Genomic DNA, 26340 nt, shown 5'->3' with positions numbered 1-26340 from the left:
AAGGAGCGCTCGGATGCAACGGCGCACACTGATCAGGAACGCCCGAGTGCTGGCCTGCACGGGCGACGCCGCCGAGCGCCCGGCCGACGGCGACATCCTGCTGGACGGCGACCGGATCGAGCGGGTCACGGCCGGCCGGCTGGACCTGGCATCCGTCGACGGGACCGCGGACGACGTGCGGGTGATCGACGTAGGCGGGGCGACCGTGCTGCCAGGGCTCGGTGACGCGCACACCCACATCAGCTGGCCGCTGGACTTCGTCTTCGACCATGCCGGCGTCGCCGCGTCTGCGCCGGCCCCGCACGCGCTCGACGTCGCCGCGGTCGTCCGCACCTTCCTGGAGAGCGGCTACACGCTCATCATCAGCGCGAGCGTCCTGCAGCCGCTCGACGACGTGACCGCCCGGGACGCCATCGAGCGCGGCCTGATCCCCGGCCCGCGCATCGTGCCGGGCAACCTGCTGGTCACCTCGCCCGGCGCGATCAGCGACGGCACCCCGATGTCCGTGGTCGCCGCCGACGCCCAAGAGCTGCGGGACATCGTCGCGCGCCAGTGCGAGGCCGGCGCGCGGGCGATCAAGCTGTTCATCTCGGGCGACGGCATCGTGCCCGAGTTCCCGTCCGACGACGTCTACATGAACGACGAGATGCTCACCGCGGCCGTCGACGAGGCGGCGAAGTACGGCGCGTTCGTCACCACGCACGCCCGCGGCTCGGCCAGCGTCGCGATGGCCGCCCGCACCGGCGTCCGCCTCATCCACCACGCCTGCTACCTCGACGACGAGGCGGTGCGTGAGCTGGAGGCCCGCCGCGACGACGTCTGGGTCTGCCCCGGGCTGCACTACCTGTACGCGGTGGTCAACGGCCACGCCAACCCGTGGGGCATGACGCAGGAGAAGATCGAGCTGTCCGGCTACCGGGACGAGCTCAAGGCCCAGGTCGAGGGGCTGCGGAGATTACGTGAGGCCGGCATCCGGATCGCCGCCGGCGGCGACTTCGGCCACCAGTGGACGAGGCACGGCACGTACGCGGCCGAGCTGGAGCGTTACGTCGACCTGGTCGGGATGACTCCAGCCGAGGCGATCCACTCCGCTACCCGGGAGCTGGGCCCGCTGGCCGGCCTGGAGACCGGACAGGTCCGCGCCGGTTATCTGGCCGACCTCCTCGTCGTCGACGGCCACCCGACCGAGGACGTCTCGATCCTCAAGGACCCGGCCCGGCGTCGCGCGGTCTTCAAGAACGGCGAGCTCGCCTACGTCAACCCGTCGGTGTACGCGTGACCGGCCCTGTGTCCGCGAACCGCCCCGCATCGGCGAACGGCTCGGTATCCGCGGACGGCGGCGCCCCGCCGGCAGCGGGGGAGCTGCTCTCGGGCGTCGAGACGCTGGTCCGGCTGCTGCTCGTGCGCACCGAGGTCGACGGCCGGGACGGCCTGCGGACCGCGACGATGGTCTCCGGCTACCCCGGCTCGCCGCTGGGCACGTTCGACATGACCCTCGACGGCGCGGGGTCGGCCCTGGCCGAGCACCGCGTCCTGCACCGCCCGGGGCTGAACGAGGAGCTGGCCGCGGCCACGGTCTGGGGCAGCCAGATGGGCACCGGCCGCGAGCTGCGGTCCGTGTCCTCGGCCGGCGCGGCCGACCAGTCGGGCGACGCGGTGCCCGACGAGAGCCTCGACGGGGTCGTCGGCGCCTGGTACGGCAAGACGCCCGGGCTGGACCGCTGCGGCGACGTCCTGAAGCACGCCGGCGCCATGGGCTCGGGCCCGAACGGCGGCGTCGTGATGTTCTGCGGCGACGACCCGTCGGCCAAGTCCTCGACGCTCGCCTGCGACAGCCAGTACACCTTCGAGGACGCCTGCGTCCCGGTGCTCGTCCCCGGCGACCAGCAGGACATCCTCGATCTCGGGGTGCACGCGTTCCGGCTGTCGCGTTACAGCGGCGCCTGGGTCGGCCTCAAGGTCGTCACGGCGGTGGCCGACGGCATCGGCACCGTCGACACCGGCCTCGACCGGCACACCCCGACCGACCCGGACGGCTTCACCATCGACGACGCGGCCGGCGTGCCGCGGCCGTGGCGGCACCTGCCCGGGACCTCGGTCGGCCCGCACACCGCGCCCGCGCAGGAGGAGCAGGTCCTCGACCTGCGGCTGCGCGCCGCGGCGGCCTACGCCCGGCACAACGGCCTCGACCGGGTCAGCGGGGCGGCGCCCGGCGCGCGCCTCGGCATCGTCTGTGCCGGCAAGACCTACTTCGACGTGATGCAGGCGCTGGGCGACCTGGGGCTCGGCGCCGCCGAGCTGGCGGCGCTCGGGGTCCGGATCCTGCGGCTCGGGATGACCTATCCGCTGGTCGCCGAGACGGTGCTGGAGTTCGCCCGCTCCGTCGACGAGCTGGTCGTCATCGAGGAGAAGCGGCCGTTCGTCGAGACGCAGCTGCGTGCCGTGCTGCACGAGGCCGGCGACGCCACCCGCCTCGCCGGCAAGCGGGACAGCGCCGGGCGCGCCCTCGTCGGGACTGCCGGTGAGCTGGACGCGGCGAAGGTCGCGGCCGTCCTGCGCCGGGTCCTGCCCGAGCTGGCAACGGTCGGCGCGGCCGTGGGCGCCTCCGCCAACGGCGCCTCGGTGGGCGGGTCAACCCGGCGGCGGTCGCTGCCGCTGCTGGCGTCGCCGACGCTGTCGCTGCCGGTGCTCGACCTGCCGGCCCGGCCGCCGGGCTTCTGCAGCGGCTGCCCGCACAACCGCTCGACGGTGTTCCCGGACGGGGCACTGGTCGGCGGTGGCGTCGGCTGTCACGGGATCATGTACTTCGAGGCCCGCCACCAGGGCATGAAGAGCCTCCCGCCGACGCCGATGGGCGCCGAGGGCGTGCCGTGGATCGGCCTCGCGCCGTTCGTCGACGAGCCACACCTGATCCAGAACCTCGGCGACGGGACGCTCTCCCACTCCGGCATCCTGGCGATCCGCGCCAGCGTCGCCGCCAAAGCCAACGTCACCTTCAAGATCCTCTACAACGCGGCGGTCGCGATGACCGGCGGCCAGGACGTCGTCGGCCTGATGGACGTCCCGGCGATGACCCGGATGCTGGAGGCCGAGGGCGTCGAGCGGGTCGTCGTCTGCGCCGAGGAGCCGAAGCACTACGGCCGCCGGGCCCGGTTCGCGCCCGGCGTGAAGGTGCTCGGCCGCGACCGGCTCGACGAGGTGCAGGCGGAACTGCGCGGGGTGCCCGGCGTGACGGTGGTCATCTACGACCAGCGCTGCGCCGCCGAGTCACGCCGGCTGCGCAAGCGCGGCCTGCTGCCCGAGCCGCCGCGGCGGGTGGTCATCAACGAGGCGGTGTGCGAAGGCTGCGGCGACTGCTCGGTCAAGAGCAACTGCCTGTCCGTGCTGCCACACCAGACCGAGCTCGGCGAGAAGCGCCGCGTCGACGACCTGTCCTGCAACCGCGACTACACCTGCCTCGAGGGCGACTGCCCGTCGTTCGTGACGATCACCCCGCGCAAGCCCAGCAGGGTGCGCCGCTCGCCGCGCACGCAGGGGGCCAAGCCCAAGGCGCACCCGCGCCCGGCGCTGCCGTCGGGTGGGCTGCCCGAACCGGTGCGGCCCGTCGTGGACGGCCGGTTCGGCATCTACTTCACCGGCGTCGGCGGTACCGGCGTCATCACCGCGGCCCGGATCCTCGCGACCGCCGCGAAGTCGGCCGGCCTGACCGTCGCGGGTGTCGACCAGACCGGGCTCTCGCAGAAGGCCGGCGCGGTCGTCTCGCACCTGCAGCTGTCCGTGGCCGGCCAGGACGGCGCGCTCGGTTCGCCGACGGTCGGTGCCGGCGGTGCCGACCTCTACCTGTCCGGCGACATCCTGCAGGCGGCGTCGGCCAAGCACCTGGCGACCGTGCGGCCGGGGGAGACCGTGGCGGTCGTCGACGTGACCGTGGTTCCGACGGCCGCGATGCTCCAGCGTGACCTCGCCGCGCCCGACGAAGTGGCGATGCGCGCGGCGATCTCCGAGCGGGTTGGTGCTGGCCGGGCGGCGTTCCTGGACGCGAAGCGGATCGCCGAGCAGGTCTTCGCCAACCAGCTGCTGGCCAACATCGTGCTGCTCGGGGCGGCGTTCCAGCTCGGCGGCCTGCCGCTCGCGCCGGCCGACCTGGAGCAGGCGATGAGCCGCACCGGCCGGGCCGCGACGGACAACCGGGCCGCCTTCGTCTGGGGCCGCTGGGCCGTCCACGACCCGGCGGCCGTCGAGGCCGCGCTCGCGGCCGTCGGCGGGGACACCCCCACGGTGACGAAGCCGAGCATCTTCGACCCGTCGCCGGACGCGCTCGTGGCCGCCGCCGGGCTTCTCGACGGGGCCGGCCTGCCCGCCGATCTGCCGGCCGACCTGAGCGAGCTGCTCGGCCGGCGCGCCGCGCAGACGGTCGACTACCAGGACGCCCGCCGGGCCAGCCGGTTCCTCGCGCTGGTGGCCACGGCCGCCGGGCGCGACGACGCCGGCCACGGCTGGGCCCTGACCAGGGCCGTCGCCGAGAGCTGGTTCAAGGTGCTCACCTACAAGGACGAGTACGAGGTCGCCCGGCTGCACCTGCTGGCCGACCACGCCGAGACGGCGGCCGAGCTCGGCATCGACGGCCCGTACCGCGTCACGTACCACCTGCACCCGCCGACGCTGCGGCGTCTGGGGCTCAAGCACAAGCTGCCGGCTGGCCGGCCGTACGCGGTCGCGTTCCGGGGCCTGCGGGCGGCCCGCCGGCTGCGCGGGACCCCGTTCGACGTGTTCGGCCTCGACCCGGACCGGCGCACCGAGCGGGCGGTCGTCGTCGAGTACGAGCGGCTGCTGCGCACTGTCCTGGCGGCCGAGCTGCCGTACGCCGACCAGGTGCGGGCCGCCGAGTCGGCGATGGCGATCAAGGGCTACGGGCCGATCAAGGAAGCGGCCGTCGAGCGGTGGCGCGCCGACGTCGCGGGCCTGCTGCCAGCGGGATCGACCGCCGCATGATCAAGCTGATCCGGTTCGGGGCGGCTGGCCCGGCGCGGTCGGCGGACGCGTTCGAGGCCGCCTGGCGGCGGGAGGCACGGCGCGCGGCCGAGGCTCCGCCGGACGCGCGCCCGGCCCGGGTCACGGTGGCCACTGTGCTGGCCGGCCTGTCCGGGCCGGCCGAGCGCCCCGGCTCGGGCACCAGCCACGACGTCGTCAGCTTCCTGTGGTTTCCCGACGCCGAGTGCCTCGCCCGGTTCGAGGCCTGGCAGGCGGCCACCGGCGCCACGGCGGCCGGCGCCACGGCCACGGGTGTCACGGCGGCCGGCCTCGTCGCGAGCAGCGTCGTCGCGCGGGAGCGGGTGGCGCGCGGGGCCGACTGGCTCGCGGCCCACGCCGCGTCGGGTGGTGGCGCCTTCAAGCACATCGCCCTGTCCCGGCGGGCCGACGGACTCACCAGGGCCGAGTTCTCCCGCCTGTGGGCCGAGCATGGCGGCGTGGTCCAGACGTCCGGCGCGTCCGCGGTGATCCCCGAGGCCGCCCGTGGCCAGGCCTACGTCCAGAACCATCCGGACCCGACGGGCGACGAGCCGGCCTACGACGCCGTCAACGAGGTCTACTTCGCCGATCTCGCCGGCCTGCGCGGCCGGGTCAGCTGGTTCCAGCAGAACCCGCCCACCGGCGGCCTGTTCGGCCGGTCGGAGTACCTGGCGGTCCGCGAGGTGGTCGTGGCCTCCGCCGCGACCGTCGACGTGAGCTGAGCAGGCCAGCGAGCGCCCGGCGAACCGACCACTACGACGAGCAGGCCGCGACGACGAGCAGACCCTCACGACACCAGGACGAGAGCAGGGAGCGCAGATGGCCGAGGACGCGGCAGGGGCGGCGTTAGAGGTCCGCGGGCTGACGGCCGGGTACGGCTCGCTCGCGGTGATCCACGACGTGTCGTTCTCGGTAGGGCGGGGCGAGATCGTCGGTCTGCTCGGCCGTAACGGCGCGGGCAAGACCACCACGCTGATGGCGATAGCCGGCTTCCTGGGCAAGTACGGCGGCGAGGTGCGCGTCGACGGGACGCCGCTGGTCGGCCCCGCGTACCGGCGCAGCCGCGGTCAGGTCGGCATCGTGCTGGAGGGACGCAGCACCTTCCCGTCGCTGACAGTCCGCCAGAACCTCCAGCTGGCCGGCGCCCCCGTCGACGAGGCCATCGAGCTGTTCCCCGAGCTGCGCCCGAAGCTGCCACTGAAGGCCGGGGTGCTCTCCGGCGGCGAGCAGCAGATGCTGGCGCTTGCCAGGACCGTGGGGCGTCACCCGACGGTGTTGCTCATCGACGAGCTGTCGTTCGGCCTGGCCCCGGCCGTCAGCGAGCGCATCCTGGAGCGGCTGCGCGCCGTGGCCACCGCGCTGTCCGCCGGGGTGGTGCTCGTCGAGCAGCACATCCACTTCGCGGCGAGCTTCGTCGACCGCGCCCTGATCATGAACGAGGGCCTGGTGCGGGCCGAGATCCCCGCCGCCGAGCTGGCCGCCCGGGAGTCCGAGATCGAGCGCCTCTACCTGGGCGGGGTCGACGAGGCCGCCTGACCGGGCCAGGCAGACGACGAAAGGCGGTGGCCCGGGTGGGCCGCCGCCTTCGTGGTGTCGACTCAGCGCGCCGCCGGCGTCCGGTCCGGGAGGCCGAGCAGCTGGGCGGTGTTGCCGCGCAGGACCTTGCGGGTGGTGGTGGGGTCCTGGCGGCCCAGGCTCGCCGCGTAGTCGAGCGGCTCCCGCAGGCCCTCGGGGTGCGGAAAGTCGGAGCCGAACAGGACGTGGTCCGGCCCGAGGACGTCGAGCAGGTCGTCGACGTCGTCCTCCGGGAACGGGACGACCCACAGGTGGTCGGTGAGCGCCTCGCTGGGCTTCCCCGGGAGGCTTCCACCGATCATCGGGCCGCGCCGGCCGAGGGAGGCGGCCTTGTCGACGGTCTTGAGCAGTGGCCGCAGCCAGCTGCTGCCGTTCTCGATCGAGAGGATCCGCAGGTCCGGGTGGCGGCCGAACAGGTTGTGCAGGGTCAGCGCGATCATGGTGTCGACGATCGGCCGCTCGGTGTTGCACAGCGCCCACTGCAGCGGCGACTGGAGGTGGGACGGGTTGCGCGGGTCCTCCGACCAGTGCACCCCGTAGAGGTCGGCGTAGCCGCAGTTCGAGGTGTGGAACACGACCGGCACGCCAGCCTCGGCGCACAGCGCCCAGAACGGGTCGTTGACCGGGTCGGCGGGGGAGCGGTGGCCGACAGGCCCGGGCCGCAGATGGACCAGCCGCGCGCCGGCGTCGATCACCCGGCGCAGCTCGGCGACCGCGTGGTCGATGTCGAGCAGTGACAGCAGCGGCACCGCGAAGATCCGCTCCTGCGCGGCGTAGCCCCAGTCCTCCTCCAGCCAGCGGTTGAAGGCCCGCAGGCTGGCGTAGCTGAGCTCGACGTCGTGCTCCAGGTCCCGCTCGACGGAGATGCCGAGCGTCGGCAGCAGGATCGTGGCCTCGACGGACTGGGAGTCCATCAGGGTGAGCCGCTCGGCCCGCCTCGTGAACGCTGGGTAGTCCTTGGCGTTGAGCACCTCGCGATGGGCGAACCCGTCCGCGACCCCGCCGGCGAACAGTCCCTGCAACGCGCCGGGGGCTGAGGCGTAGTCGCCCGGCATGACGCTCATGAAGGTGCGCCGGTCGCCGACGAAGACCCGGCCCAGGCCGTCCTCGGCCCGGTCGACCCGGATGGTCGCGTCCTTGTACCGGGCCTCGATGTGCCGGGAGAAGCAGTCGTCCGGCTCGTAGTAGTGCCCGTCCGCGTCGATCAGAGCGTAGTCCACGGCCCGTCACCTTCGATCTGCTAATGAGCGAGTACTCATTTAGTATGGCGGAGGGTGGCGTCCCGTCAAGCTCGCGGTCGCAGTGTGTCAGGGGGGCCACAGCGGTCGTGGGCGCGACCCGGTTGCGCCGCCGGTCGCTCCCTCCCTATCGTGAGTGAGCAGATACTTCGCAACACGGTTGGGCAACACGGTTGGGCAACACAGTTCGACGCGACCCAGAGCGATGGGAAGCGCCCCAACGGCCGGTAGGCAGTCACCCGACCGCGCCACGAGACCCCAGGAGGCAGCCGCGGTGTCTGAGGCGGTGATTGTGGCGACGGCGCGGACGGCGATCGGGACGGCGTACAAGGGCTCGCTCACGGAGGTGAGCGCGTTCGAACTCGGCACCCGGGCGGTGGCCGAGGCGCTCGACCGGTCGGGGGTCGACCCCTCCCTCGTCGACGACGTCGTGCTTGGCGAGTCGCTGTACGGCGGTGGCGACATCGCCCGGTACGCGGCGGTGAACGCCGGTATCCCGCAGGTACCGGGCGTCGCCCACAACCGGCACTGCGCCTCCGGCCTCGCCGCCGTGCAGAGCGCGGCCGCGTCGATCCGGTCCGGGATGGACCGCGTCGTCATCGCCGGGGGTGTGCAGTCGGCCTCCACCAAGCCGCGCGCCCGCTGGCGGTTCCCCGGTACCGACGACTGGGACGAGGACTGGCTCGCCTACAGCCACCCCGAGACGCCCCAGGCGCCGTGCCGGGACATGTCGATCACCGTCGGCTGGAACGCGGCGGTGCAGGCGGGCCTCACCCGGGAGGAGATGGACGCCTGGGCGCTGCGGTCCCACCAGCGCGCCGTCGCGGCGATCGACGCGGGCAGCTTCGTCGAGGAGATCTTCCCGCTGGAGGTGGCGCGGCGCGACGGCACCACCGTGACGTTCGCCGTTGACGAGCACCCGCGGCGGACGACCACGCTGGAGCGGCTGGCCGCGCTGAAGCCCATTCACCCGGAGATCGACGGCTTCAGCATCACGGCCGGCAACGCCTCCGGCGTCAACGACGGCGCCGCGGCGATGGTGCTCGCGGACAGCCGGTTCGCCGAGCAGCGCGGGCTTGAGCCGCTGGGTGTCATCCGGGCCTGGGCCTCGGTGGGCGTCCTGCCGGAGAACACCGGCCTGGCCCCGACGCTCGCGATCCCGAAGGTGCTGGACCGGGCCGGTCTGACGATCGGCGACGTCGCGCTCTGGGAGATCAACGAGGCGTTCGCCTCGGTCGCCGTGGGCACCACCCGGATCCTCGGCCTCGACGACACGATCGTGAACGTCTCCGGCAGCGGGTGCAGCCTCGGCCACCCGGTCGCCATGAGCGGCTCCCGGATGATCATCACGATGACGCACGAGCTGCGCCGGCGCGGCGGCGGCATCGGGGTCGCCGCCATGTGCGCCGGCGGCGGCATGGCCACCGCCGTCGTCCTCGACGTCCCCGCGCCCGCGGGCAGCTGAGGCCGGGCGTCGGCCCACCGGCGAGGACCAGATCGGGACCCGTGAGGCGGAGCATCGGATGGCTTACAGAGTGAACGCATGCTTATCAGTGGCGGCGGCGGTATGAGCGTGCTGCGCGGCTACCGGGTCGTCGAGCTGGCTGGCATCGGCCCCGGGCCGTTCGCCGCCATGATGCTGTCCGACATGGGCGCCGAGGTGCTCCGCGTCGACCGGGCCGACAGCGTCGGCGCCGAGGCGCCGTCCTGGGACGTGAACGCCCGCGGCCGTCGCTCGGTGGGCATCGACCTGAAGCACGCCGACGGGCGGGAGGCCGTGCTCAGGCTGGTCGACCACGCCGACGTCCTCATCGAGGGGTTCCGCCCGGGTGTCACCGAGCGGCTCGGGCTCGGGCCCGACGACTGCCTCGCTCGCCGGCCGGGCCTGGTCTACGGGCGGATGACCGGCTGGGGCCAGGACGGCCCGTATGCGCAGGCGCCAGGCCGGGACATCAACTACGTCGCTCTCGCCGGCACCCTGGCCATGGTCGGCAGGCCGGGCGTCCCGCCCGTGCCGCCGGTCAACATCGTGGGCGACTTCGGTGGGGGCGGCCTGCTGCTCGCCTTCGGCATCGTGTGCGCCCTGCTCGAGTCCGCCCGCTCCGGCCAGGGCCAGGTCGTCGACGCAGCCATGGTCGACGGTGCCGCGCTGCTGTCCGGGATGATCCACGGCCTGCGCGCGGCCGGGGACTGGGGGGAACGGGGCACCAACCTCCTCGACGGCGGCGCCTGGTTCTACGACGCCTACGAGACGGCCGACGGCCGGTACATCTCGCTCGGGGCGATCGACCCCAAGGCCCGCCGGCAGCTCGCGGAGCTGACCGACCTCGATCCCGGTCCCGACGACCGACCGTCCTGGCCGGCCACGAAGGAGCGCCTCGCCGCGGTGATCCGGACCAGGACCCGCGACGAGTGGAGCGCCACGTTCGACGGCACCAGCGTCTGCTTCGCCCCGGTGCTCGAACCGGACGAGGCTCCGGACCATCCCCACAACCGCCACCGCGGCACCTTCACGGAGGTCGCCGGGGTGGTCCAGCCGGCTCCGGCACCGCGGTTCAGCCGGACCCCGCCGGCGGTTGCCGGCCCGCCGCCCGCCCCTGGGCAGCACACCGACGAGGCCCTGTCCGACTGGGGGTTCTCGGCCGAAGAAGTAACCAGCCTGCGTGCTGCCGGCGCCGTCCGGTAGCCCGCGGCGGGGCTGGCTCCCACCGTCCTCAACGTATAAAGTGAGCGCTCATGCACATCGGATTCGGCCTCCAACTCGCCAATCTTGATCCCAACGTCACCGACGCGGACGTCTACCGGTCGGAGATGGCCCTCGCAGCTCGGGCCGAAGAGGTTGGTTTCGATTCGGTCTGGCTCTCGGAGCACCACTTCTCCGACTACCAGCTCACCTCGCAGCAGTCGATGGTGCTGGCCTGGCTGGCGAGCAGGACCACGAAGCTGAAGCTCGGCACGATGGTCACCGTCCTGCCGTGGAACGACCCGGCGCGGGTGGCGGAGAGCTTCTCGGTGCTCGACCACCTCTCCGACGGCCGCGCGATCCTCGGCCTCGGCCGGGGCCTCGGCCAGAAGGAGTTCGTCGGCTTCCGCGTCCCGATGGGCGAGTCCCGCCGCCGGTTCAAGGAGTACAGCGCCGCGCTCCTGAACGCCCTGGAGACCGGGGTGCTGGAGTACGACGGCGAGCTCTACAAGCAGCCGCGGGTCGAGATCCGGCCCCGTCCGGTGGCCAGCTTCAAGGGCCGCACCTTCGCCTCGGCGGTGTCGCCCGAGTCGATGGAGATCATGGCCGGCATGGGCGTCGGGCTGATGGTCATCGCCCAGAAGCCGTGGCCGACGGCCATAGAGGAGCTCAAGAAGTACCGCGAGCGCTACTTCGAGCTGAACGGCACCGAGGCGCCGAAGCCGGTCCTGGTGATCGTGGCCGGTGTCGCCGACAACCAGGCCCAGATCGACAAGATCCGCAACGTCTACCTCCAGCGCTGGGCCCGCTCGACGGTCGAGCACTACGAGTTCGACAACCTCGGCTTCGCCGAGATCGAGGGTTACGAGTACTACGCCGGCCTCGCCAAGAACATCCAGAAGCACGGCATGGAGAAGTTCAACGGCTTCCTCGCCGACCTCCAGGTCTGGGGCAAGCCAGCGGAGGTCACCGAGAAGCTGCTCGAGTACGCCGAGATGACCGACGCCGGTGGCATCGTCCTGCCGCTCTGCTTCGGCGGCATGCCGGCCGAGGAGGCCAAGGACTGCTTCGAGCTGTTCGCGGCCGAGGTGCTTCCCAAGCTCAAGGGCCGCGACTCCGGCGGCGACATCGGCGTGACCTACGCCGCCACCCCGACGACCGTCTCCTGAAAGCGCGCTCTCATGAGCTTGTGTGACGGACGGGTGTGCCTCGTCACCGGTGCCGGCCAGGGAATCGGCCGCGCCTACGTCGAGGCGCTCGCGGCGCAGGGCGCGCTGGTCGTGGTGAACGACGTCAACGCCGACGCCGTCGCCTCCGTCGTCGCCGGGGTGCGCGCCCTGGGCGGCGAGGCCACCGGCCACACCGGCGACGTCTCGACGGCGGCTGGCGCCGACAGCCTGATCGCCACCGCCACGGACACCTGGGGCCGCCTCGACGCGGTGGTGAACAACGCCGGCATCGCGCGCGACAAGATGCTGGTGAACATGTCCGAGTCGGACTGGGACGACGTGCTGCGCGTGCACCTCAAGAGCACGTTCCTCGTCACCCAACGGGCCGCCAGCTTCTGGCGTGAGCGGTCCAAGGCGGGCGACAGCGTCGACGCCCGCGTCGTCAACACGGTGTCGTCGGTGGGCCTGTACGGCCACGTCGGCCAGGCCAACTACGGCGCGGCCAAGGGCGCTATCGCGTCCTTCACGGTGATCGCCGCGATGGAGCTCGCCCGCTACGGGGTGACCGTCAACGCGGTTTGCCCGACGGCGCTGACGCCGATGACCGAGGCCGTCGGGCTGGGCGAGAGCGACGCCGCCCGCGCCGGCCAGTACGACCCCAAATGGGTCGCGGCCACGCTGGCGTGGCTCGTCTCGCCGCTCTCGGCCGACGTCACCGGCAGGGTGATCGTCAGCTCGGGCGTGCGCCTGGCCATCGCCGAAGGCTGGCACCGCGGGCCCACCGGGCCGGCGGTCGACGACCCCGCCGCCGTCGAGGCGGCCATTCGGCCGCTGCTGGCGGCCGCCGCACCGAACGCCGACGTCCAAGGAGACATCCCACGATGGTCGAGCGCACTTTCCTGAGGAAGGCCGCCGTCGCGCGTTCCGGTCCTGGACGGGGAAAGCGATGACGGACGTCGCCGCGCGCAGGGCAGAGATCGACGGCGTCGACCCGGCCGTCTTCCGCCAGGTGCTTGGGCATTTCTGCACCGGCGTGACGATCGTTACCGGTATGGACGAGTCCGGCGCTCCGGCCGGGCTCGCCTGCCAGTCGTTCACCTCGCTTTCCCTGGACCCGCCCCTGGTGCTCATCTGCCCGGGTCGGAACTCGACGAGCTGGCCACGCATCGAGCAGGCCGGACGGTTTACCGTCAACGTGCTGGCCGAGGATCAGCAGGACGTGTCGGTGGCTTTCGGCGCCCGGACCGGGGCGAAGTTCGACGCCGCTCCCTGGCATGTCACCGACCGTGGCGCGGTCGTCCTGGACAATGTCCTCGCCTGGGTCGACTGCGAGATCGACGCGGCGCATGACGGCGGCGACCACCAGATCGTCGTCGGCGCGGTCCGCGAGATGCGGGTGCTGCGCGACCACGGGCCGCTGTTGTACTTCCGCGGTGGCTACGGTCTGCCGGGCCGTCTCGACCAGAAGGTCCTGCCCAACGGCTCGACGGGAACGAGGAGCGCGTAATGCCGAGGCCTGACTGGAAGCTGCTGGCGGACCCCGAGACGCAGGAGCGCAGCTACTCCATCATCTCGGTGGACGACCATCTCACCGAGCCCGCCGACCTCTTCGTCAAGCGTTTTCCGGCGAAGCTGCGGGACAAGGCGCCGCAGGTGATCACGACCCCGGATGGTTCCGAGGCGTGGGTCTACCGTGACCGGCTTTACCGGGACAACGGCATGAGCGTCGTCGCCGGGCGGCCGAAGTCGGAGTGGACGCTCGACCCGCTGAACTTCGGCGAGATGCGCCGGTCCGCGTGGGACGTGCACGCCCGGGTGAAGGACATGGATCTCGACGGCATCTGGGCGTCGCTGTGCTTCCCGTCGGGGGCTTGGGGCTTCACGGGCCGGGTGCTGTCGATGAACGAGGACCAGGAGATCGGGCTCGCCGCGGTCCGGGCGTGGAACAGCTGGATGCTCGAAGAATGGCATGGCGCCTATCCGGAGCGTTTCATCCCAATGCAGCTTCCCTGGTTCAAGGACCCGAAGGTCGCGGGCGACGAGGTGCGCCGCAACGCCGAGCTCGGCTTCACCTCGGTGTCGTTCCTTGAGTCGCCGCATCTGCTGAAGCTGCCGCCGATCACGAACCACAAGCACTGGGAGCCGTTCTTCAAGGCGTGCGAGGAGACCGACACGGTCATCTCGCTGCACTGCGGCGCGAGCGGTTTCGTCCTGCAGGGCTCGCCCGGCGCCGGCCTGAACGTGCAGACGTCTCTTTTCCCGGCCACCGCGTTCTGTGCCGCCGTCGACTGGGTGTGGGCGGGTATTCCGGCGCTCTACCCGAACCTGAAGATCGCGCTGAGCGAGGGCGGGATCGGCTGGGTGCCGATGGCGATCAACCGCCTCGACTATGTGCTGGCGCATTCCGGTACCGGCGGCACTCCGTGGACGTACGACGTGACTCCGAGCGAGGCGCTGCGCCGGAACTTCTACTTCTGCATGCTCGACGACCCCGGCACGCTCGACCAGCGCCACATGATCGGCATCGACCACATCCTGTTCGAGACCGACTTCCCGCACGCCGACTCGACCTGGCCGGGCTCCCAGGACCTGCTGCGCAAGCGCTTCGCCGGCATCCCCGAGCACGAGGCCGTCATGATCGCCGGCGGCAACGCCGCCAGGCTCTTCCGCCAGCCCCTCCCACACGGCGAAGACTGGCCGGCAATCACCCTGTAGGCCTCAGCCGGTCCTTGATCGCCGTTTTGGCCCTCCCCTGGTCGTGACCAGGCCGTTTCTGCAACCACCCGAGGGCCAAAACCGCGATCACCGGCACCAATGGGCCGGTGCCGGCGCACGGCCACCCGCGATCCATTCAGGCCAGCAGCCAGTGCAGATCGTCCAGGATCGAGCCGGTCGTCATTGGCCCGAGGCGGTGCGGTAAGCCGTGAGAGCGCGGAGCGCGGCCTGTCTGAGGACCAGGACGGGTTCGCGCTCATCCTCCGCGCGGCGCAATTCTTCCGCCACCTGTTCGAGTTCCACCGCGATTGCCGCCGGGGTCGGATAGCTTCCCACTGCTTCACGAACCCAGGCGAGCGCGGCGGCGTGGGCGTGCAGCACTTCGATAGAGCGATCAGCGCGTGCGTCAGATGGGCCGAGGAGATCCTCGACCAACGCGTGCGCCGACGCACGCTCGTCCTTCGCTGCCACGAGAGCAATCGTAGTCAGGACAGGCCATTTCGCCGCACCGGCCGCGGGCTGGCGGCTTGTGTCATACCTGGTGGTCGCGGGTCGGCGGGAGTTTCCGACCACCAGGTATGACGGGGGGCTGGTTGGTCAGGCGCGCAGGAGGCGGCCTGGGGTGACGGCGGGGAGGTCCTCGCCGTCGAAGCGGGTGGCGACGCCGTTGACCCAGGTGTGGGCGACGCCGGTGCTGCGCACGACTAGACGTTCGGTGCCGCCGGGCTGGTCGTCGACCCGTTCGACGGCGGTCGTGCCGACGGTGTCCGGGTCGAAGGCGACCAGGTCGGCGAAGAAGCCGGGCTTCACCTGGCCACGCTCGGCGAGGCGGAACGCCTTGGCCGGCTGGCCGGTCAGCCGCCAGACCGCGTCCTCCAGCGAGATGGCCTTGCGCTCGCGGACCCAGTGGCCGAGCAGGTGGGTCGAGTAGCAGGCGTCGCAGAGCTGGGTCGCGTGCGCGCCGGCGTCGGAGAGGCCCAGCAGGGTGCGCTTGTCGGCGAGCAGGTCCGCGAGCTCCGCGTCGCCGTCGTTCTCCAGCACGACCCGGAAGCGCGTCGTGCCCGCGTCGGACAGGGCCAGGTCGAGCATCAGGTCGAACGGGGTGGTGCCGCGGTCGCGGGCCAGCTGGTCGAGCGGGATGCCGGTGAGCGCGCCGTGGGTGACGGTCTCCTCGACGTCGACCTTGTGCCAGCGGTGGCTCCAGGCCGCGAGGGTCGTCTCCCTGGCCCGGTCGCGCCAGGCGTCGTCCCGGTAGAGGGTCGGGCGCTGCTCGCGCGGGACGGCGAGGACCTCTTTCCACTCGTCCACCTGGCCGAGCGGGGACGGGTCGTCCATGGTGACCTGCATGACGATCGGCCGGCAGGCGATCTGCGGGTACACCTCGCCCGACAGCGCGGCGCCCCGCTCGACCGTCCGCAGCGCGGAGCCCGGCTTCTCGGCCCGGGTGACGAGCGCGGTCCAGGTGACGGGGATGTTGTACCGGGTGGCGATCTCGGAGAACTGGTCGAGGAAGAGCCCCGGCCCGATCGACACGGCCAGTACGCCCTTGCCCGCCTCGCCCATGACCCCGGCCAGCTCGTAGACCTCGGAGACCTCGGCGAACCGGCTCGGCACCGGCCGGCCGTAGGCGCCCTGGTGGGCCGGCTGGCGGGAGGTGGAGAAGCCGATCGCGCCGGCGTCCAGGGCCTCGCGCAGCAGGCGGCGCATCGTCGCCAGCTCCTCGTCGGTAGCGGCCCGCTCCTCGCCGCCGGTCACGAACAGCCGCAGCGGCGAGTGGCCGAGGAACGCGCCTACGTTCAGCCGCTTGGCCCGGGTGTCCAGCGCCGCGAGGTACTCCGGGAACGTCTCGAAGCACCAGTCGATCCCCGCGTTCAGCGCGTCCATCGACATGCCCTCGACGTTCTCGAGCAGGCGCACGATCAGGTCGCGGTGCTCGGGCCGGGTGGGCGCGACACCGAACCCGCAGTTGCCCATGACGACGCTGGTCACGCCGTGCCAGCTCGACGGCGTGAGGTCGCCGTCCCAGAGGATCTGCGCGTCGTAGTGGGTGTGCACGTCGACGAACCCGGGTGCGAGCGTGAGCCCGCCGAGGTCTACGACCTCAGTGGCGTCCTCGGGCGTCAGCGAGCCCGGCTCACCGACGGCCGTGATCCGGTCGCCGGTGACGGCGATCTCGGCTGGACGGGCGGGTGCTCCCGTCCCGTCGATCAGCGTGGCGTTGCGCAGCAACAGGTCCATCAACGCTCCCACGGTCAGGCGGCGAACCGAGCCTCCAACAAATTAGCAAACACTCGCTTACTTATCGACCGTTGGCCAGCCTGCGAGTGTCGCCGCCAAGGTTCGCCCGTTCCTGGGTCCCCATGATCGCCGTTTTGGCCCTCTGGTGGTCGTTGCGGCGCCTGTTTCGTAGCCATCAGAGGGCGGAAACGGCGATCAAGGCCTGGCGGCCACCGCTTTCTAGAGCTGGCGGACGATCTTGTTGGCCAGGAGAGCGTCGATCTCGTCGGCGGGCCGGCCGAGCTCGGTCAGGACCTGGACGGAGTGTTCGCCGATGCTGGGCAGCCGTGGCACTGGGCCTTGAGGTCCGGCTGGTTCGGTGCGACCGGTCCGGAAGGGCCAGGTCGGGCTCTGGTCGTGCCGGGGAAGCGGGCCGATCTGTTCGAAATGACCCCAGTCGGCCACTTCGTAGGCCGCGACCCGGCCAAGCTGGCGGTTCAGCGGGTCGTCCAGGACGCCACGGCGGAAGTCGTCCCTGGTCGCCGGCGCGATCAGCTCGGCCAGGAGGTCCGCGGCGCGCAGCCGCGTTACCCAGCCGGCGGCGGTGCCGGCCGAGAAGGCCTTCTCCAGGAGGCTTTCCGCCTCGCGAGCCGGCTGGTCGAGGGTTCCCCCGCGCAGCGGCGCGCAGGTCGCCAGGACGTCGTCGGCGCGGGGTTCCGGCCCGGTCGGCGAAGCAGGTCCGCCAGCTCGTGGACCACCGTCCGCGAGCAGCCCGCGCAGCGTGGCCCAGGAGCGCTCGTCCGGAAGGACCAGCGCGAACCATTCCCCGTCGCCGGCCTGGTAGAGGCGGTAGCCGGGGCCGTAGCCGGTCTGGGCCGAGTCCAGGGCCGGGCCCCGGACAAGCTCGCCGTCGCGCTGGAACGAGCCGGACTGCATGAGCATCCCGGCGCCGAGCAGGCTGCTGTCCACCTGCTGGCCGGTGCCCGTCGTCGCGCGGGCGTAAAGGCCGGCGAGGATTCCGCTGGCCGCGAGCCAGCCGCCGGCGACGTCGATCGGGATCCAGGTCGCCGCGATCGGCTCGTTGCCGTCGCCGCCGATCGCCTGTTCCAGCCCGGTGACCGCCTGCATCAGCGCGTCGTTGCCCGGTTGCTTCGCCCGCGGTCCGTGCGCGCCGAACGCGCTGGCGTGGCAGTAGACGGCGGACGGGTTGAGCGCCGCGATGTCCGCCGCGCCGATGCCGAGCCGCTCGGCGACGCCGACCCGGAAGTTGTGCAGCACGACGTCGGCCCAGCGGACCAGGCTCTCCACGACGGGCCGGGCCTCGGGCGCGGTGATGTCGATCGCCAGGCTGCGTTTGCCGCGCTGGCAGGCCGCGACCGCGTAGGCGGCGGCGCGCATCGCCTCGCCCTCCGGCGGCTCGACCTTCACGACCTCCGCGCCGAGATCGGCGAGCACCTGCGCGGCCAGCGGTCCGGCGACGAACGCGGAGAAGTCCAGCACGCGTACCCCGGCGAGCAGCCCGCCCGCCGCCGCGATGTCGCCCGGCGGCTCCTCGTGAACCGGCCCCATGCCGACCGGGGCCGGCACCAGGTCGGCCGGAACCGGTGCCGGGCCGACAGGAGCCGGCGCCACGTCGACGGGTACCAGCGCTGGGCTGGCGGGGGTCGCCGACGGCAGCGGGCCGACGGAGAGGGGCGAGCCCACGAAGGTCTCGCGGTGGCCGTCGCGGTCGCGGGTGACCGCGAGACCGGTCTCGGCCAGGTGCGGGTCGGTCAACGCGTCGCCCGGGTTGAGGACGGGTTCACAGGCGATTCCGGCGTCCCGCAGCCGGCGCAGCCAGATGTCGCGGGGACGCAGGGCGAACGGGGCCCGCCACCGCAGGGCGCGGTCCTGCAGCTTCCCGGAGGACTGGTCGGCGTAGTAGCCCTCGGTCGACGGCTCGTCGCCGAGGACGTCGATGAGCTTCGCGTACATGCCCTTGCCGCCGAACCAGACCTGGAGCAGCTCGCCGTCGGCGCAGCGGTACAGGAAGTTCGGGAAGGTCGAGCCGAACTCCCAGTACCCCTCGACCTCGGGCCGAGCTCGCTCGGAACGGCCGATCATGCAGCCGAGGGTGGCGAGCATGCCGTCGTAGAGAGACGTCTCGGCCCAGCCACCCGCGCCGGTCAGGACCCGGCGGCGCAGCAGCGCGAGGACCGACGCGGTGAGCAGGCCCGCCGTGCCGGTGCCGGGCGCCCGGACGTCGACGAAGATCGGGCCCGGTCGATGACCGGTGAGCTGCGTGCAGAATCCGGACCGCGCCTCGACGAGCAGCCCGTAGTCCTCGACGGCGCCGAGGGACGTCCGGCTCGGCCGGCAGCGGGCATAGACCAGGCGCGGGTTGGCGCCGGTCAGGTCCCGGTAGCCCAGGCCCCGGCCCTCGACCAGGTCCTCGGGCCCGTAGGCGAGCGCGACGTCGGCGTCCGCGAGCAGGGCCCGCACCGGTTCGGCGTCGTCGGTCGCGACGATCCGCTTGTCCCGGTGCCAGGCCTCGCTCCACGGCAGCCCCGCGTCGATGGCGAGGGGCGCCGTCCCGACGACGCGGGTGACCTGCGCGCCGAGCCCGGCCAGCAGCATCCCGGGCACCCCGCCCGCGAGGCCCAGCCCGAGGTCGCTGGCACCGACGGCGATCTCGATGACCCGCAGGCCCGCGAGCGGACCCTGTGCCGGCGGGGTCATGACGCGGCCCCGGCGGTAGTGATCACCGGTCCAGCGGCGCCACCGGCCGGCAGGGTCAGCAGGGGGAGGACCTCCTCGGCGGCGAGCTGGACGACCTCGAGGGTGTCCTCGTGCGCGGCCGGGGAGATGACGAAGTGCCGCACGCCCGCGTCGACGTACTCCTGCAGGCGGGCCGCGACCTGTTCCGGCGTCCCGGACGGCGCGATCTTGTCGAGCATCGACGCCGGCTTGTCGCCGTAGGCGCCGCCGAGGAAGCTGGTCACGTCGGCGCGGGCCCGGTCGCCGTCGGCCCGGACCGAGCAGTAGACGTACATCATCCACTCGAAGCCGTCGAGGTCCCGGCCGGTCGCGGCGGCCTCGGCGGTGATCGTCTCGACCGAGCGGGCATAGGCGCTCGGCGACATCAGGTAGGGCATCCAGCCGTCGCCCAGCCGGGCCGCGCGCCGCATCGCCGGGGCCTTGCGCCCGGAGACCAGCAGCGGCGGGCCGCCGGGCTGGCCGCCCGCGGGCGGGCCGACAGGCGCCGCGCCGGTCGGGAGCGCCGGCACCGGAGGCGTGACCGGGCGCAGCGTCACGTCGTCGACGTCGAAGTACTTCCCGTGGTGGGTGACCGGCTCGCCGCGCCACAGATCGCGCAGCAGGACCATCGCCTCGTCGGTGCGCGCGCCCCGTTCGGTGATCGGGACGCCGACCGAGTCGAACTCGTGCTTGAACTCGCCGCCGACGCCCAGCCCGACCGAGACCCGCCCGCCGGAGCGGGCGTCCAGGTCGGCCAGCTGCTTGGCGACGATCACCGGCTGGTACAGCGGCAGCAGCAGGATCGCGGTGCCCACCCGGACCCGCTCCGTCCACGCGGTCATCAGCGCCAGCCGGGTGATGGCCTCGCCGGTGCCGGTCGGCGGGAGCACGTGGCCGCCCTGCCAGACCGACTCGATGGGCAGGCGCTCGACGGCGGCGAGCCAGTTGCGCTCCGGCTCGGGGAGCGCGGCCGCGCCGAAGACGATGCGATCAGGCAACCGGAGCTCCTTCACGTCGAGCGCGGCACGGACGCCGCACTCAGGACGGACAGACTGCGTACGACGGCCGGGCTGCGAATCCCGAACAGGCTGCGAATCTCGAACAGGCTGTGCACCTCGAACAGGCTGTGCACCTCGAACGGGCAGTGCACGACGAACGATGTACCCGGGGCGTCGAGGCGCTAGATTGCTAAGTGAGCGTACACTCCGTAAGTCTTCGCTGTCACCGGCTCGAAGGGTGCCCATGACCGCCAACGGCCCTACCAGCCCGGACTCGGCCGCGGTGGTTCCCGGCATCCCACCGTCCGTCACCGAGGAGACCGCGGTGTTCTGGGCGGGGGCGGCCGAGGGGCGGCTGCTCGTCGAGCGCTGCCAGGACTGCGGCGCCGAGTCGTTCCCGCCGTATGGAGTGTGCAGGACCTGCCGGAGCCGGTCGACCGAACCGGTCGAGATCACCGGGCGCGGCCAGGTCTACAGCCTGACGGTGAACTACCAGCGCTGGCTGCCGGGGCTCGAGGTGCCCTACGCGCTGGTCCTGGTCGAGTTCGACGGCCACCCGGGCGTCCGGGTGCTCGGGCGGCTGCGCGGCTGCCCGCCGCAGGAGGCGACGATCGGGATGAGCGTCGACGTGGGCTTCGAGCCCGGCCCGGGCACCTGCTTCCTCGACGGCCAGGAGCGGGCCTACGCGGTCCCCAGCTTCGTCGCCGTGGCCGGGGCGTGAGCGCGGTGGGCAGCGAGCTGTTCGAGCGGCGCGCGGTGATCTCGGGAGTCGGTCAGTCGGCCATCGGGCGCCAGCTGGACCGCTCCGGGTTCCAGCTGACGATCGACGCGATCCTGGCCGCCGTCGCGGACGCGGGCCTGACGGTCGACGACATCGACGGGCTGGCGATGTTCCCTGGCGGTGGCAAGGCCAACGTGCCCGGCTACGCGAACGGCAACCTCTACGAGATCCAGGACGCGCTGCGGATCACGACCAGCTGGCGGCAGGGGATCATCGAAGGGATGTGCCTGCCGTTCTACGGGCCGGCGATGGCGGTCGCCACCGGCCAGGCCCGGCACGTCGTCATCTGGCGGACCGTCAAGGAGGGCAGCGCCGCGCGCAACGCCGGCGGCCGGCCAGCGTACGGCTCGACGAACCCGACCGCGGAGGGGCCGCTCGCCTGGCTGCTGCCGGTCGGCGCGCTGTCCCCGGTCTGCCAGCTCGCCCCATACGCGGCCCGGTACATGCACGAGTACGGCGTGACCCGCGAGCAGCTCGGCTGGATCCCGGTGACGCAGCGGGCGCACGCCGCGCTGAACCCGGACGCCGTCTACCGCTCGCCGCTCACCCTCGACGACTACCTCGCCTCCCGGATGATCTCGTCGCCGATCTGCCTGTACGACTGCGACGTCCCACTCGACGGAGCCACCGCGATCGTCGTCTCCGCGGCCGAGGCCGCCGCCGACCTGCGGGCCCCGGTCGGCATCGAGACGATGGCCGGCGTGGTAGACGGCCGGCCGAGCTGGGAGCAGTGGGAGGACTTCGGCCGGGTCGGCTACGCCACCGCCGCCGCGATGTGGGCCCGCACCGACCTGCGGCCCGGTGACGTCGACGTCGCCGAGCTCTACGACGGCTTCACGATCGAGGCGGTCTGGTGGCTGGAGGCGATGGGCTTCTGCGGGCCGGGCGAGGCGGGGGCGTTCGTCGAGGGCGGCAAGCGGATCAGCCTCGGCGGCGAGCTGCCGATGAACACGTGGGGCGGGCAGCTGTCCGGCGGGCGGCTGCACGCCGCGTTCGGCCACACGGCCGAGGCGGTCCGCCAGGTGCGCGGTGAGGCCGGCGAGCGACAGGTTGCGGGCGCGCGGGTCGCGGCCGTCACGAGTGTCGGCGGCTACGAGGCGGGGGCGGCGCTGCTGACGAGCTGGCCGCGCTGACCGGACGGAACGACGCGGAAACGACGACGACAGGGAAGCGGTGACCATGGGCGGACGGACCGACGGGCGACTGGCTAGCAAGGTCGCGATCGTGACGGGGGCTGGTTCGACGCCGGGGGAGGGCGTCGGGACCGGGAAGGCCAGCGCGGCCGTGCTGGCGCGGGAGGGCGCGAGCGTCCTGCTCGTCGACCTGCACGCCGAGCGGGCCGAGGAGACCCGCAAGCTCATCGAGGCGGACGGCGGCCGGGCCGAGGTGTTCGCCGGCGACTGCACCAAGGCCGCGGCCTGCGAGGCGATGGTCGCCGCCGCCGTCGAGGCGTTCGGGACCGTCGACATCCTGGTGAACAACATCGGCATGGCCTCGGTCGGCAACGTCGTCGACATCACCGAGCAGGAGTGGGACCGCGCCCTCGACATCAACCTGCGGACGATGTTCCTGGCCTGCAAGTACACGGTGCCGGTGATGGCCGCGCAGGGCTCGGGCTCGATCGTCAACATCTCGTCGATCTCGGCGCTGCGCGGCGACGGCACGATCGCCTACTCGGCCGCCAAGGGCGCGATGCTCGCCATGACCGTCGAGATGGCCTACACGCACGGACGCCAGGGCATCCGGGTCAACGCCATCGCCCCGGGGCACATCGTCACCCCGATGGTCCGGTCGATCCCCGGGCAGGACAGCCAGTACGTCACGACGCTGCGCAACGAGGCCGGCCTGCTCGGCACGCCCGGCGACGGCTGGGACGTCGCCGAGTCGGTCGCCTTCCTGGCCAGCGACGCGGCCCGCTGGGTCACCGGCGTCACCCTCCCGGTCGACTCGGGCGTCCTGACGGTCACCCCGCTGGCCATGGCGAAGTACCTCCGCGCGATACCCGACTAGCTGCGGAAAGATCGCCGTTTTGGCCCTGAAATGGTCGCGTTTTGTCGTGGATTACGACCACCTGGGGGCCGAAACGGCGATCATGCGACCGGTCGACGTTGCCGCGCCGACGGTGGCGGCATGCTGGCCGGTGTCAGGGCAGGTTGCGCCTCGCGCCGGGTATTCGCCGCCGAGTCGTTTTCGGTCAGCCTGGCGCGCCGGTCTGCGCTGTTTCCGTAGCGGGTGAGTCCACGGTGATGTTCCTCTTGCTGACCGCCGTCCGGCCGGCCTGATCGGTGACGGTCGCCTTGACGAGATAGACGCTCGGCGCCGTGTACGTATGTCTCACGAGCTGGGCCGGGTCGGTCACCACATCAGACGGCGTCCCGTCACCCCAGTCAATGGTGACGTCCCTGATCGGGGCCGCTCCCGCCTTAACCGCCGAGACGTTCGCGGTCACGGTCAACGGCGCGGGGCCACCCAGCGGGCCAATGTTGAGGCTCGGGGTCGGTCCCGCCCCGGAGGGCGGTGGCGTGCTGCTCGGCGGAACGCTGGTCGGCGGTACAGAAGTCGTCGGGGGAGGAGTTGAGGGGAACGTGCTCGAGGTTCTCCTCAGCACGGAGTTCTCCGCTGTGGACGGCGAGCCAGGAGCGTTTATCGCTACCAGGCTCGGCGCGGCGCCGGGGGCAGAGGTCGGTGTGGTGGAGTTCGACGCTGGCGGGACGGTGCCGGGCCGATGCGATGAGAGGTACATCGTCACGGCCACCAGCAGGCCGGCAGCCAGGACGGCGCCGATCGCCGCGAGATACCAGGTCCGGGACCGGAGTGGGCGCCTCAGGGTGGGTGGCGGCTGCCCCGGATCTGGCGCGGGGGCCCGGCGTGGAGCGGGAATCGTCAACGGTGCGGAAGCCGCGGTAGGCGGTGATTCGGCGTCGGCTGCTGGCTGGCTGGCCACTGGCTGATGGGCGACCGGCTGGTCGGCGACCTTGTCGGAAGGCGCCGCGAACTCGCCGGGGGCCGACGTCGCGGTCACGAGGGATCGGCCAGCCGTCACCTCGCGCGGCGCGGCCTCCTCCCCGAAGCCTGTTTGTTCGAGCGCGTCTGCGCTGGTCGGGGCGGAGCTCGGACCGACTTCCGTCGTATCCGCCGGCCCGGCCACCGGCCGAATATCGGTGATATCGACCCATGGCGCGAATACCGGGTTTCCCGGGTAATATTTCGCCGCGACCGTGAGAATCCGCTTTCGTCCGCCGGGAAGAGCCCCGCACTCCAGTTCCGTGGAGACCCGATGGAAGAACTGTTCGGCATCCTCCACGGACCATGTCGTTCGGCCGCGCGGCCAGCCCGCCTCCTTTAGCAGCTGTAGCGCCGCCAACGGCCTCCAGAATACCGCCGCCAGCTCTTCGATCTCCTGATCTGACAGGCCATCCATGATTCCCCCGCGGAAACACGCCCCGTACCCGCCTTGCGCCGGTCCGTCGCGTTGCACTGTATCCGGCCAGGACTACCTGACGTGCGGACGCGGCGGCCCGGGGAAAAGACCCGGCTGGTTTATCCTGTGATAGAACGACATAAGAGACTAGCCGCTAATCTGCCGGTTTGAGCGCGTTCGTCAGGTTTCCCGTGGACTTGATTCGTGGCGGTGAGTTCGAGTTCCAGGGATTGAGGCTGCGTGGACCTCGCACCAGCCGGGCGGACGACCGTCGCGGGCCGACCGGGTCAGCTTTCGCGGGCGGCGATGAGGGCGCCTCGGTTGATTTTGGTGGCCTCGCTGCGGGGGATGTGGTCGAGGAGCTCGACGGTCTTGGGGACCTTGTAGGCAGCGAGCTTGGTCTTGGCGTAGGCGACGATCTCGGCGGTGGTCGGCGGGTTGGCCGGATCGGCCGGCTCGACCAGCGCGTGCACCCGCCGGCCCCACTCCTCGTCGCGCAGGCCGATGACGACGACGTCGGCGATCGCGGGGTGGTCGATGAGCGCGGCCTCGACCTCGGCCGGGAACACGTTCGCCCCGCCGGTGATGATCAGATCGACCCGGCGGTCGGCGAGGTAGAGGTAGCCGTCCTCGTCGAGGTGGCCCATGTCGCCCGCGGTGATGAAGCCGTCGTCGGTCGCGCGTAGCCGGGGTGCGTCGCCGAGGTACTGGTAGCCGCCCATGTGAGCGCTGCGCAGGTACACGTCGCCGATCTGCCCGACGGGAAGCGCTGCGCCGGCCGGGTCGAGGACGCGGATCTCGGTGCCGCGGATGCCGCGTCCGACGCTGCCCTCGTGGCTCATCCACTCGTCCCCGAACAGGGCGGTCCAGCCGAGCCCCTCGGTCATCCCGTAGATCATGAAGATCTTCTCGGGGCCGATGAGCTTCGCCCAGCGGTGGACCAGCGACGGTGGCATCGGCGCGGCGCCCTGCATGATCCATTCGACGGAGCTCAGGTCGCGGTCGTCGACGCCCGGAAGGTCGGCGATCCGTTGCAGCATCGTCGGGGCGCCGGTGAAGTGGGTGACGCGGTGGCGTTCGATCGCGTCGACGGCCTGGGCGGCGTTGAACTTGGTCAGGACGACGAGGGTCTCGCCGGCGAGCAGGTTGTACAGGGTGGTGAACCCGTTGGCGTGGTACATCGGGGCCAGCACGAGGATTTTCTGGGGCCGGGCCACCTCGCGCCAGGCGGCGACCATCGGGGTGGCCATCCGGTAGTCGTACAGGGCCGGCCGCTCGGCGACGATCACCTTCGGCAGGCCGGTCGAGCCCGACGAGCAGATGCCCTGCAGGTGGGGCGCTGTCACGTCCGGCAGGTCCGGGGCCTCGCCCGTGTCGGTGGCGTCGATCCAGCCCAGGTCGTCGGCGCCCAGGTGCACCCGGGGAGCGATCACCTCCAGGACGCGGGCGAGCTCCCAGTCCGGCACGTCCCAGCGCACCGGCACCGGGATCGCGCCGAGCTTCCACGCGGCGAAGGCGGCGAGCACGAACTGCGGCGAGTTCCGCAGCCCGAGCCCGACGCGATCCCCGAACCGCACCCCGCGGGCGGCCAGCGCCCCGGCGAGCTGGCTGGACCGCCCGTCCAGCCAGCCCCAGGTGAACGACGACTCGGTGCCGTCGAGCGCGACGGACCAGAACGCGGTGGCCTCCGGCTGGTCGGTACCGAGCTGACGAACCCGGGCGCCGATGCTGACCGGCGTGACCTCGGCATCCATGACGCACTGCCTCCGGCGTCTCGAAGGGTGAACCGTTTCGGAA

The 26340-nt window shown here is 72.2% G+C and carries 21 protein-coding genes; 13 read left to right on the top strand and 8 right to left on the bottom strand.

From position 1 onward, the window contains the following. The first annotated feature begins 13 nt into the window (after positions 1–13). From I6A60_RS09530 to I6A60_RS09515, 4 genes are all read left to right on the top strand, one after another. The gene (locus tag I6A60_RS09530) at positions 14–1279 is read left to right on the top strand and encodes an amidohydrolase family protein (RefSeq protein WP_203015422.1); all 1266 of its coding nucleotides are present in this window, start codon (positions 14–16) and stop codon (positions 1277–1279) included. Continuing rightward, positions 1276–4992, top strand: coding sequence for an indolepyruvate ferredoxin oxidoreductase family protein (locus I6A60_RS09525; protein ID WP_307873606.1), 3717 nt, complete (start codon positions 1276–1278; stop codon positions 4990–4992). Before I6A60_RS09530 ends, I6A60_RS09525 begins: the two co-directional genes overlap by 4 nt. Then, positions 4989–5732, top strand: coding sequence for an EthD domain-containing protein (locus I6A60_RS09520; RefSeq protein ID WP_203015423.1), 744 nt, complete (start codon positions 4989–4991; stop codon positions 5730–5732). The genes I6A60_RS09525 and I6A60_RS09520 overlap by 4 nt, the downstream gene beginning before the upstream one ends. Before the next feature lie 97 nt (positions 5733–5829). After that, positions 5830–6546, top strand: coding sequence for an ABC transporter ATP-binding protein (locus I6A60_RS09515; RefSeq protein ID WP_203015425.1), 717 nt, complete (start codon positions 5830–5832; stop codon positions 6544–6546). A gap of 62 nt (positions 6547–6608) precedes the next feature. Here I6A60_RS09515 and I6A60_RS09510 read toward each other — a convergent pair whose 3' ends face one another. Next, positions 6609–7805 (bottom strand): amidohydrolase family protein, encoded by a 1197-nt coding sequence (locus I6A60_RS09510; protein ID WP_203015426.1) that lies wholly within the window; start codon positions 7803–7805, stop codon positions 6609–6611. A 292-nt stretch (positions 7806–8097) separates the two neighbouring features. Between I6A60_RS09510 and I6A60_RS09505 the strand changes: the two genes are divergently transcribed. From I6A60_RS09505 to I6A60_RS09480, 6 genes are all read left to right on the top strand, one after another. Beyond that, a complete protein-coding gene (locus I6A60_RS09505; RefSeq protein ID WP_203015427.1) occupies positions 8098–9288 on the top strand; it encodes a thiolase family protein in 1191 nt (396 codons plus the stop codon). A gap of 78 nt (positions 9289–9366) precedes the next feature. After that, entirely contained in the window at positions 9367–10509 is a 1143-nt protein-coding gene (locus tag I6A60_RS09500; RefSeq protein WP_305038687.1) for a CaiB/BaiF CoA-transferase family protein, read from the top strand. A gap of 50 nt (positions 10510–10559) precedes the next feature. After that, positions 10560–11675 carry an LLM class flavin-dependent oxidoreductase gene (locus I6A60_RS09495; RefSeq protein ID WP_203015428.1) on the top strand — a complete coding sequence of 372 codons (1116 nt, stop codon included), beginning with the start codon at positions 10560–10562 and terminating at the stop codon, positions 11673–11675. Between the two features lie 12 nt (positions 11676–11687). Beyond that, positions 11688–12578, top strand: coding sequence for an SDR family NAD(P)-dependent oxidoreductase (locus tag I6A60_RS09490; RefSeq protein WP_203015429.1), 891 nt, complete (start codon positions 11688–11690; stop codon positions 12576–12578). A gap of 43 nt (positions 12579–12621) precedes the next feature. After that, positions 12622–13182, top strand: coding sequence for a flavin reductase family protein (locus I6A60_RS09485; protein ID WP_203015430.1), 561 nt, complete (start codon positions 12622–12624; stop codon positions 13180–13182). Then, a complete protein-coding gene (locus I6A60_RS09480; protein WP_203015431.1) occupies positions 13182–14390 on the top strand; it encodes an amidohydrolase family protein in 1209 nt (402 codons plus the stop codon). Before I6A60_RS09485 ends, I6A60_RS09480 begins: the two co-directional genes overlap by 1 nt. 180 nt (positions 14391–14570) lie before the next feature. Here the strand turns inward: I6A60_RS09480 and I6A60_RS09475 are convergent, their stop codons facing one another. From I6A60_RS09475 to I6A60_RS09455, 5 genes are all read right to left on the bottom strand, one after another. After that, a complete protein-coding gene (locus I6A60_RS09475) occupies positions 14571–14861 on the bottom strand; it encodes a hypothetical protein (RefSeq protein ID WP_203015433.1) in 291 nt (96 codons plus the stop codon). 126 nt (positions 14862–14987) lie between these two features. Continuing rightward, positions 14988–16628, bottom strand: coding sequence for an amidohydrolase family protein (locus I6A60_RS09470; RefSeq protein WP_203015435.1), 1641 nt, complete (start codon positions 16626–16628; stop codon positions 14988–14990). Positions 16629–16847: 219 nt separating this feature from the next. After that, the gene (locus tag I6A60_RS09465; protein ID WP_203015436.1) at positions 16848–19325 is read right to left on the bottom strand and encodes a CoA transferase; all 2478 of its coding nucleotides are present in this window, start codon (positions 19323–19325) and stop codon (positions 16848–16850) included. After that, on the bottom strand, positions 19322–20341 hold the full coding sequence (locus tag I6A60_RS09460; protein ID WP_203015437.1) for an LLM class flavin-dependent oxidoreductase: 1020 nt from the start codon (positions 20339–20341) through the stop codon (positions 19322–19324). Before I6A60_RS09460 ends, I6A60_RS09465 begins: the two co-directional genes overlap by 4 nt. 11 nt (positions 20342–20352) lie before the next feature. Continuing rightward, a complete protein-coding gene (locus tag I6A60_RS09455) occupies positions 20353–20493 on the bottom strand; it encodes a hypothetical protein (RefSeq protein WP_203015438.1) in 141 nt (46 codons plus the stop codon). 92 nt (positions 20494–20585) lie between these two features. On the opposite strand from I6A60_RS09455, the gene I6A60_RS09450 reads away from it, so the two are divergent. The 3 genes from I6A60_RS09450 to I6A60_RS09440 are packed head-to-tail and all read left to right on the top strand — an operon-like array spanning position 20586 to position 23132. Beyond that, positions 20586–21062 carry a Zn-ribbon domain-containing OB-fold protein gene (locus tag I6A60_RS09450; RefSeq protein WP_203015439.1) on the top strand — a complete coding sequence of 159 codons (477 nt, stop codon included), beginning with the start codon at positions 20586–20588 and terminating at the stop codon, positions 21060–21062. A 5-nt stretch (positions 21063–21067) separates the two neighbouring features. After that, positions 21068–22255, top strand: coding sequence for a thiolase family protein (locus I6A60_RS09445; RefSeq protein WP_203015471.1), 1188 nt, complete (start codon positions 21068–21070; stop codon positions 22253–22255). Between the two features lie 46 nt (positions 22256–22301). Further along, the gene (locus tag I6A60_RS09440; RefSeq protein ID WP_203015440.1) at positions 22302–23132 is read left to right on the top strand and encodes an SDR family NAD(P)-dependent oxidoreductase; all 831 of its coding nucleotides are present in this window, start codon (positions 22302–22304) and stop codon (positions 23130–23132) included. Between the two features lie 184 nt (positions 23133–23316). Here I6A60_RS09440 and I6A60_RS09435 read toward each other — a convergent pair whose 3' ends face one another. Together I6A60_RS09435 and I6A60_RS09430 are read right to left on the bottom strand one after the other, a co-directional pair. Next, positions 23317–24543 carry an effector-associated domain EAD1-containing protein gene (locus I6A60_RS09435; protein WP_203042350.1) on the bottom strand — a complete coding sequence of 409 codons (1227 nt, stop codon included), beginning with the start codon at positions 24541–24543 and terminating at the stop codon, positions 23317–23319. A gap of 287 nt (positions 24544–24830) precedes the next feature. Continuing rightward, the gene (locus I6A60_RS09430) at positions 24831–26297 is read right to left on the bottom strand and encodes a class I adenylate-forming enzyme family protein (protein ID WP_203015444.1); all 1467 of its coding nucleotides are present in this window, start codon (positions 26295–26297) and stop codon (positions 24831–24833) included. Between the last annotated feature and the right edge of the window lie 43 nt (positions 26298–26340).

Origin of the sequence: Frankia sp. AgB1.9 (assembly GCF_016786355.1) — a bacterium.
Lineage (GTDB): Bacteria > Actinomycetota > Actinomycetes > Frankiales > Frankiaceae > Pseudofrankia.
Note: the sequence above shows the minus strand (reverse complement) of the source record. Positions and strands in the feature narration are given on the sequence as shown.

Bases quoted from the DNA above. Each gene is read 5' to 3' on its own strand.
- I6A60_RS09470 (WP_203015435.1), bottom strand. From the start codon at position 16,628: ATGGACCTGTTGCTGCGCAACGCCACGCTGATCGACGGGACGGGAGCA.
- I6A60_RS09440 (WP_203015440.1), top strand. From the start codon at position 22,302: ATGGGCGGACGGACCGACGGGCGACTGGCTAGCAAGGTCGCGATCGTG.
- I6A60_RS09450 (WP_203015439.1), top strand. From the start codon at position 20,586: ATGACCGCCAACGGCCCTACCAGCCCGGACTCGGCCGCGGTGGTTCCC.
- I6A60_RS09480 (WP_203015431.1), top strand. From the start codon at position 13,182: ATGCCGAGGCCTGACTGGAAGCTGCTGGCGGACCCCGAGACGCAGGAG.
- I6A60_RS09485 (WP_203015430.1), top strand. From the start codon at position 12,622: ATGACGGACGTCGCCGCGCGCAGGGCAGAGATCGACGGCGTCGACCCG.
- I6A60_RS09515 (WP_203015425.1), top strand. From the start codon at position 5,830: ATGGCCGAGGACGCGGCAGGGGCGGCGTTAGAGGTCCGCGGGCTGACG.
- I6A60_RS09495 (WP_203015428.1), top strand. From the start codon at position 10,560: ATGCACATCGGATTCGGCCTCCAACTCGCCAATCTTGATCCCAACGTC.
- I6A60_RS09435 (WP_203042350.1), bottom strand. From the start codon at position 24,543: ATGGATGGCCTGTCAGATCAGGAGATCGAAGAGCTGGCGGCGGTATTC.
- I6A60_RS09430 (WP_203015444.1), bottom strand. From the start codon at position 26,297: ATGGATGCCGAGGTCACGCCGGTCAGCATCGGCGCCCGGGTTCGTCAG.
- I6A60_RS09530 (WP_203015422.1), top strand. From the start codon at position 14: ATGCAACGGCGCACACTGATCAGGAACGCCCGAGTGCTGGCCTGCACG.
- I6A60_RS09500 (WP_305038687.1), top strand. From the start codon at position 9,367: ATGCTTATCAGTGGCGGCGGCGGTATGAGCGTGCTGCGCGGCTACCGG.
- I6A60_RS09520 (WP_203015423.1), top strand. From the start codon at position 4,989: ATGATCAAGCTGATCCGGTTCGGGGCGGCTGGCCCGGCGCGGTCGGCG.
- I6A60_RS09465 (WP_203015436.1), bottom strand. From the start codon at position 19,325: ATGACCCCGCCGGCACAGGGTCCGCTCGCGGGCCTGCGGGTCATCGAG.
- I6A60_RS09490 (WP_203015429.1), top strand. From the start codon at position 11,688: ATGAGCTTGTGTGACGGACGGGTGTGCCTCGTCACCGGTGCCGGCCAG.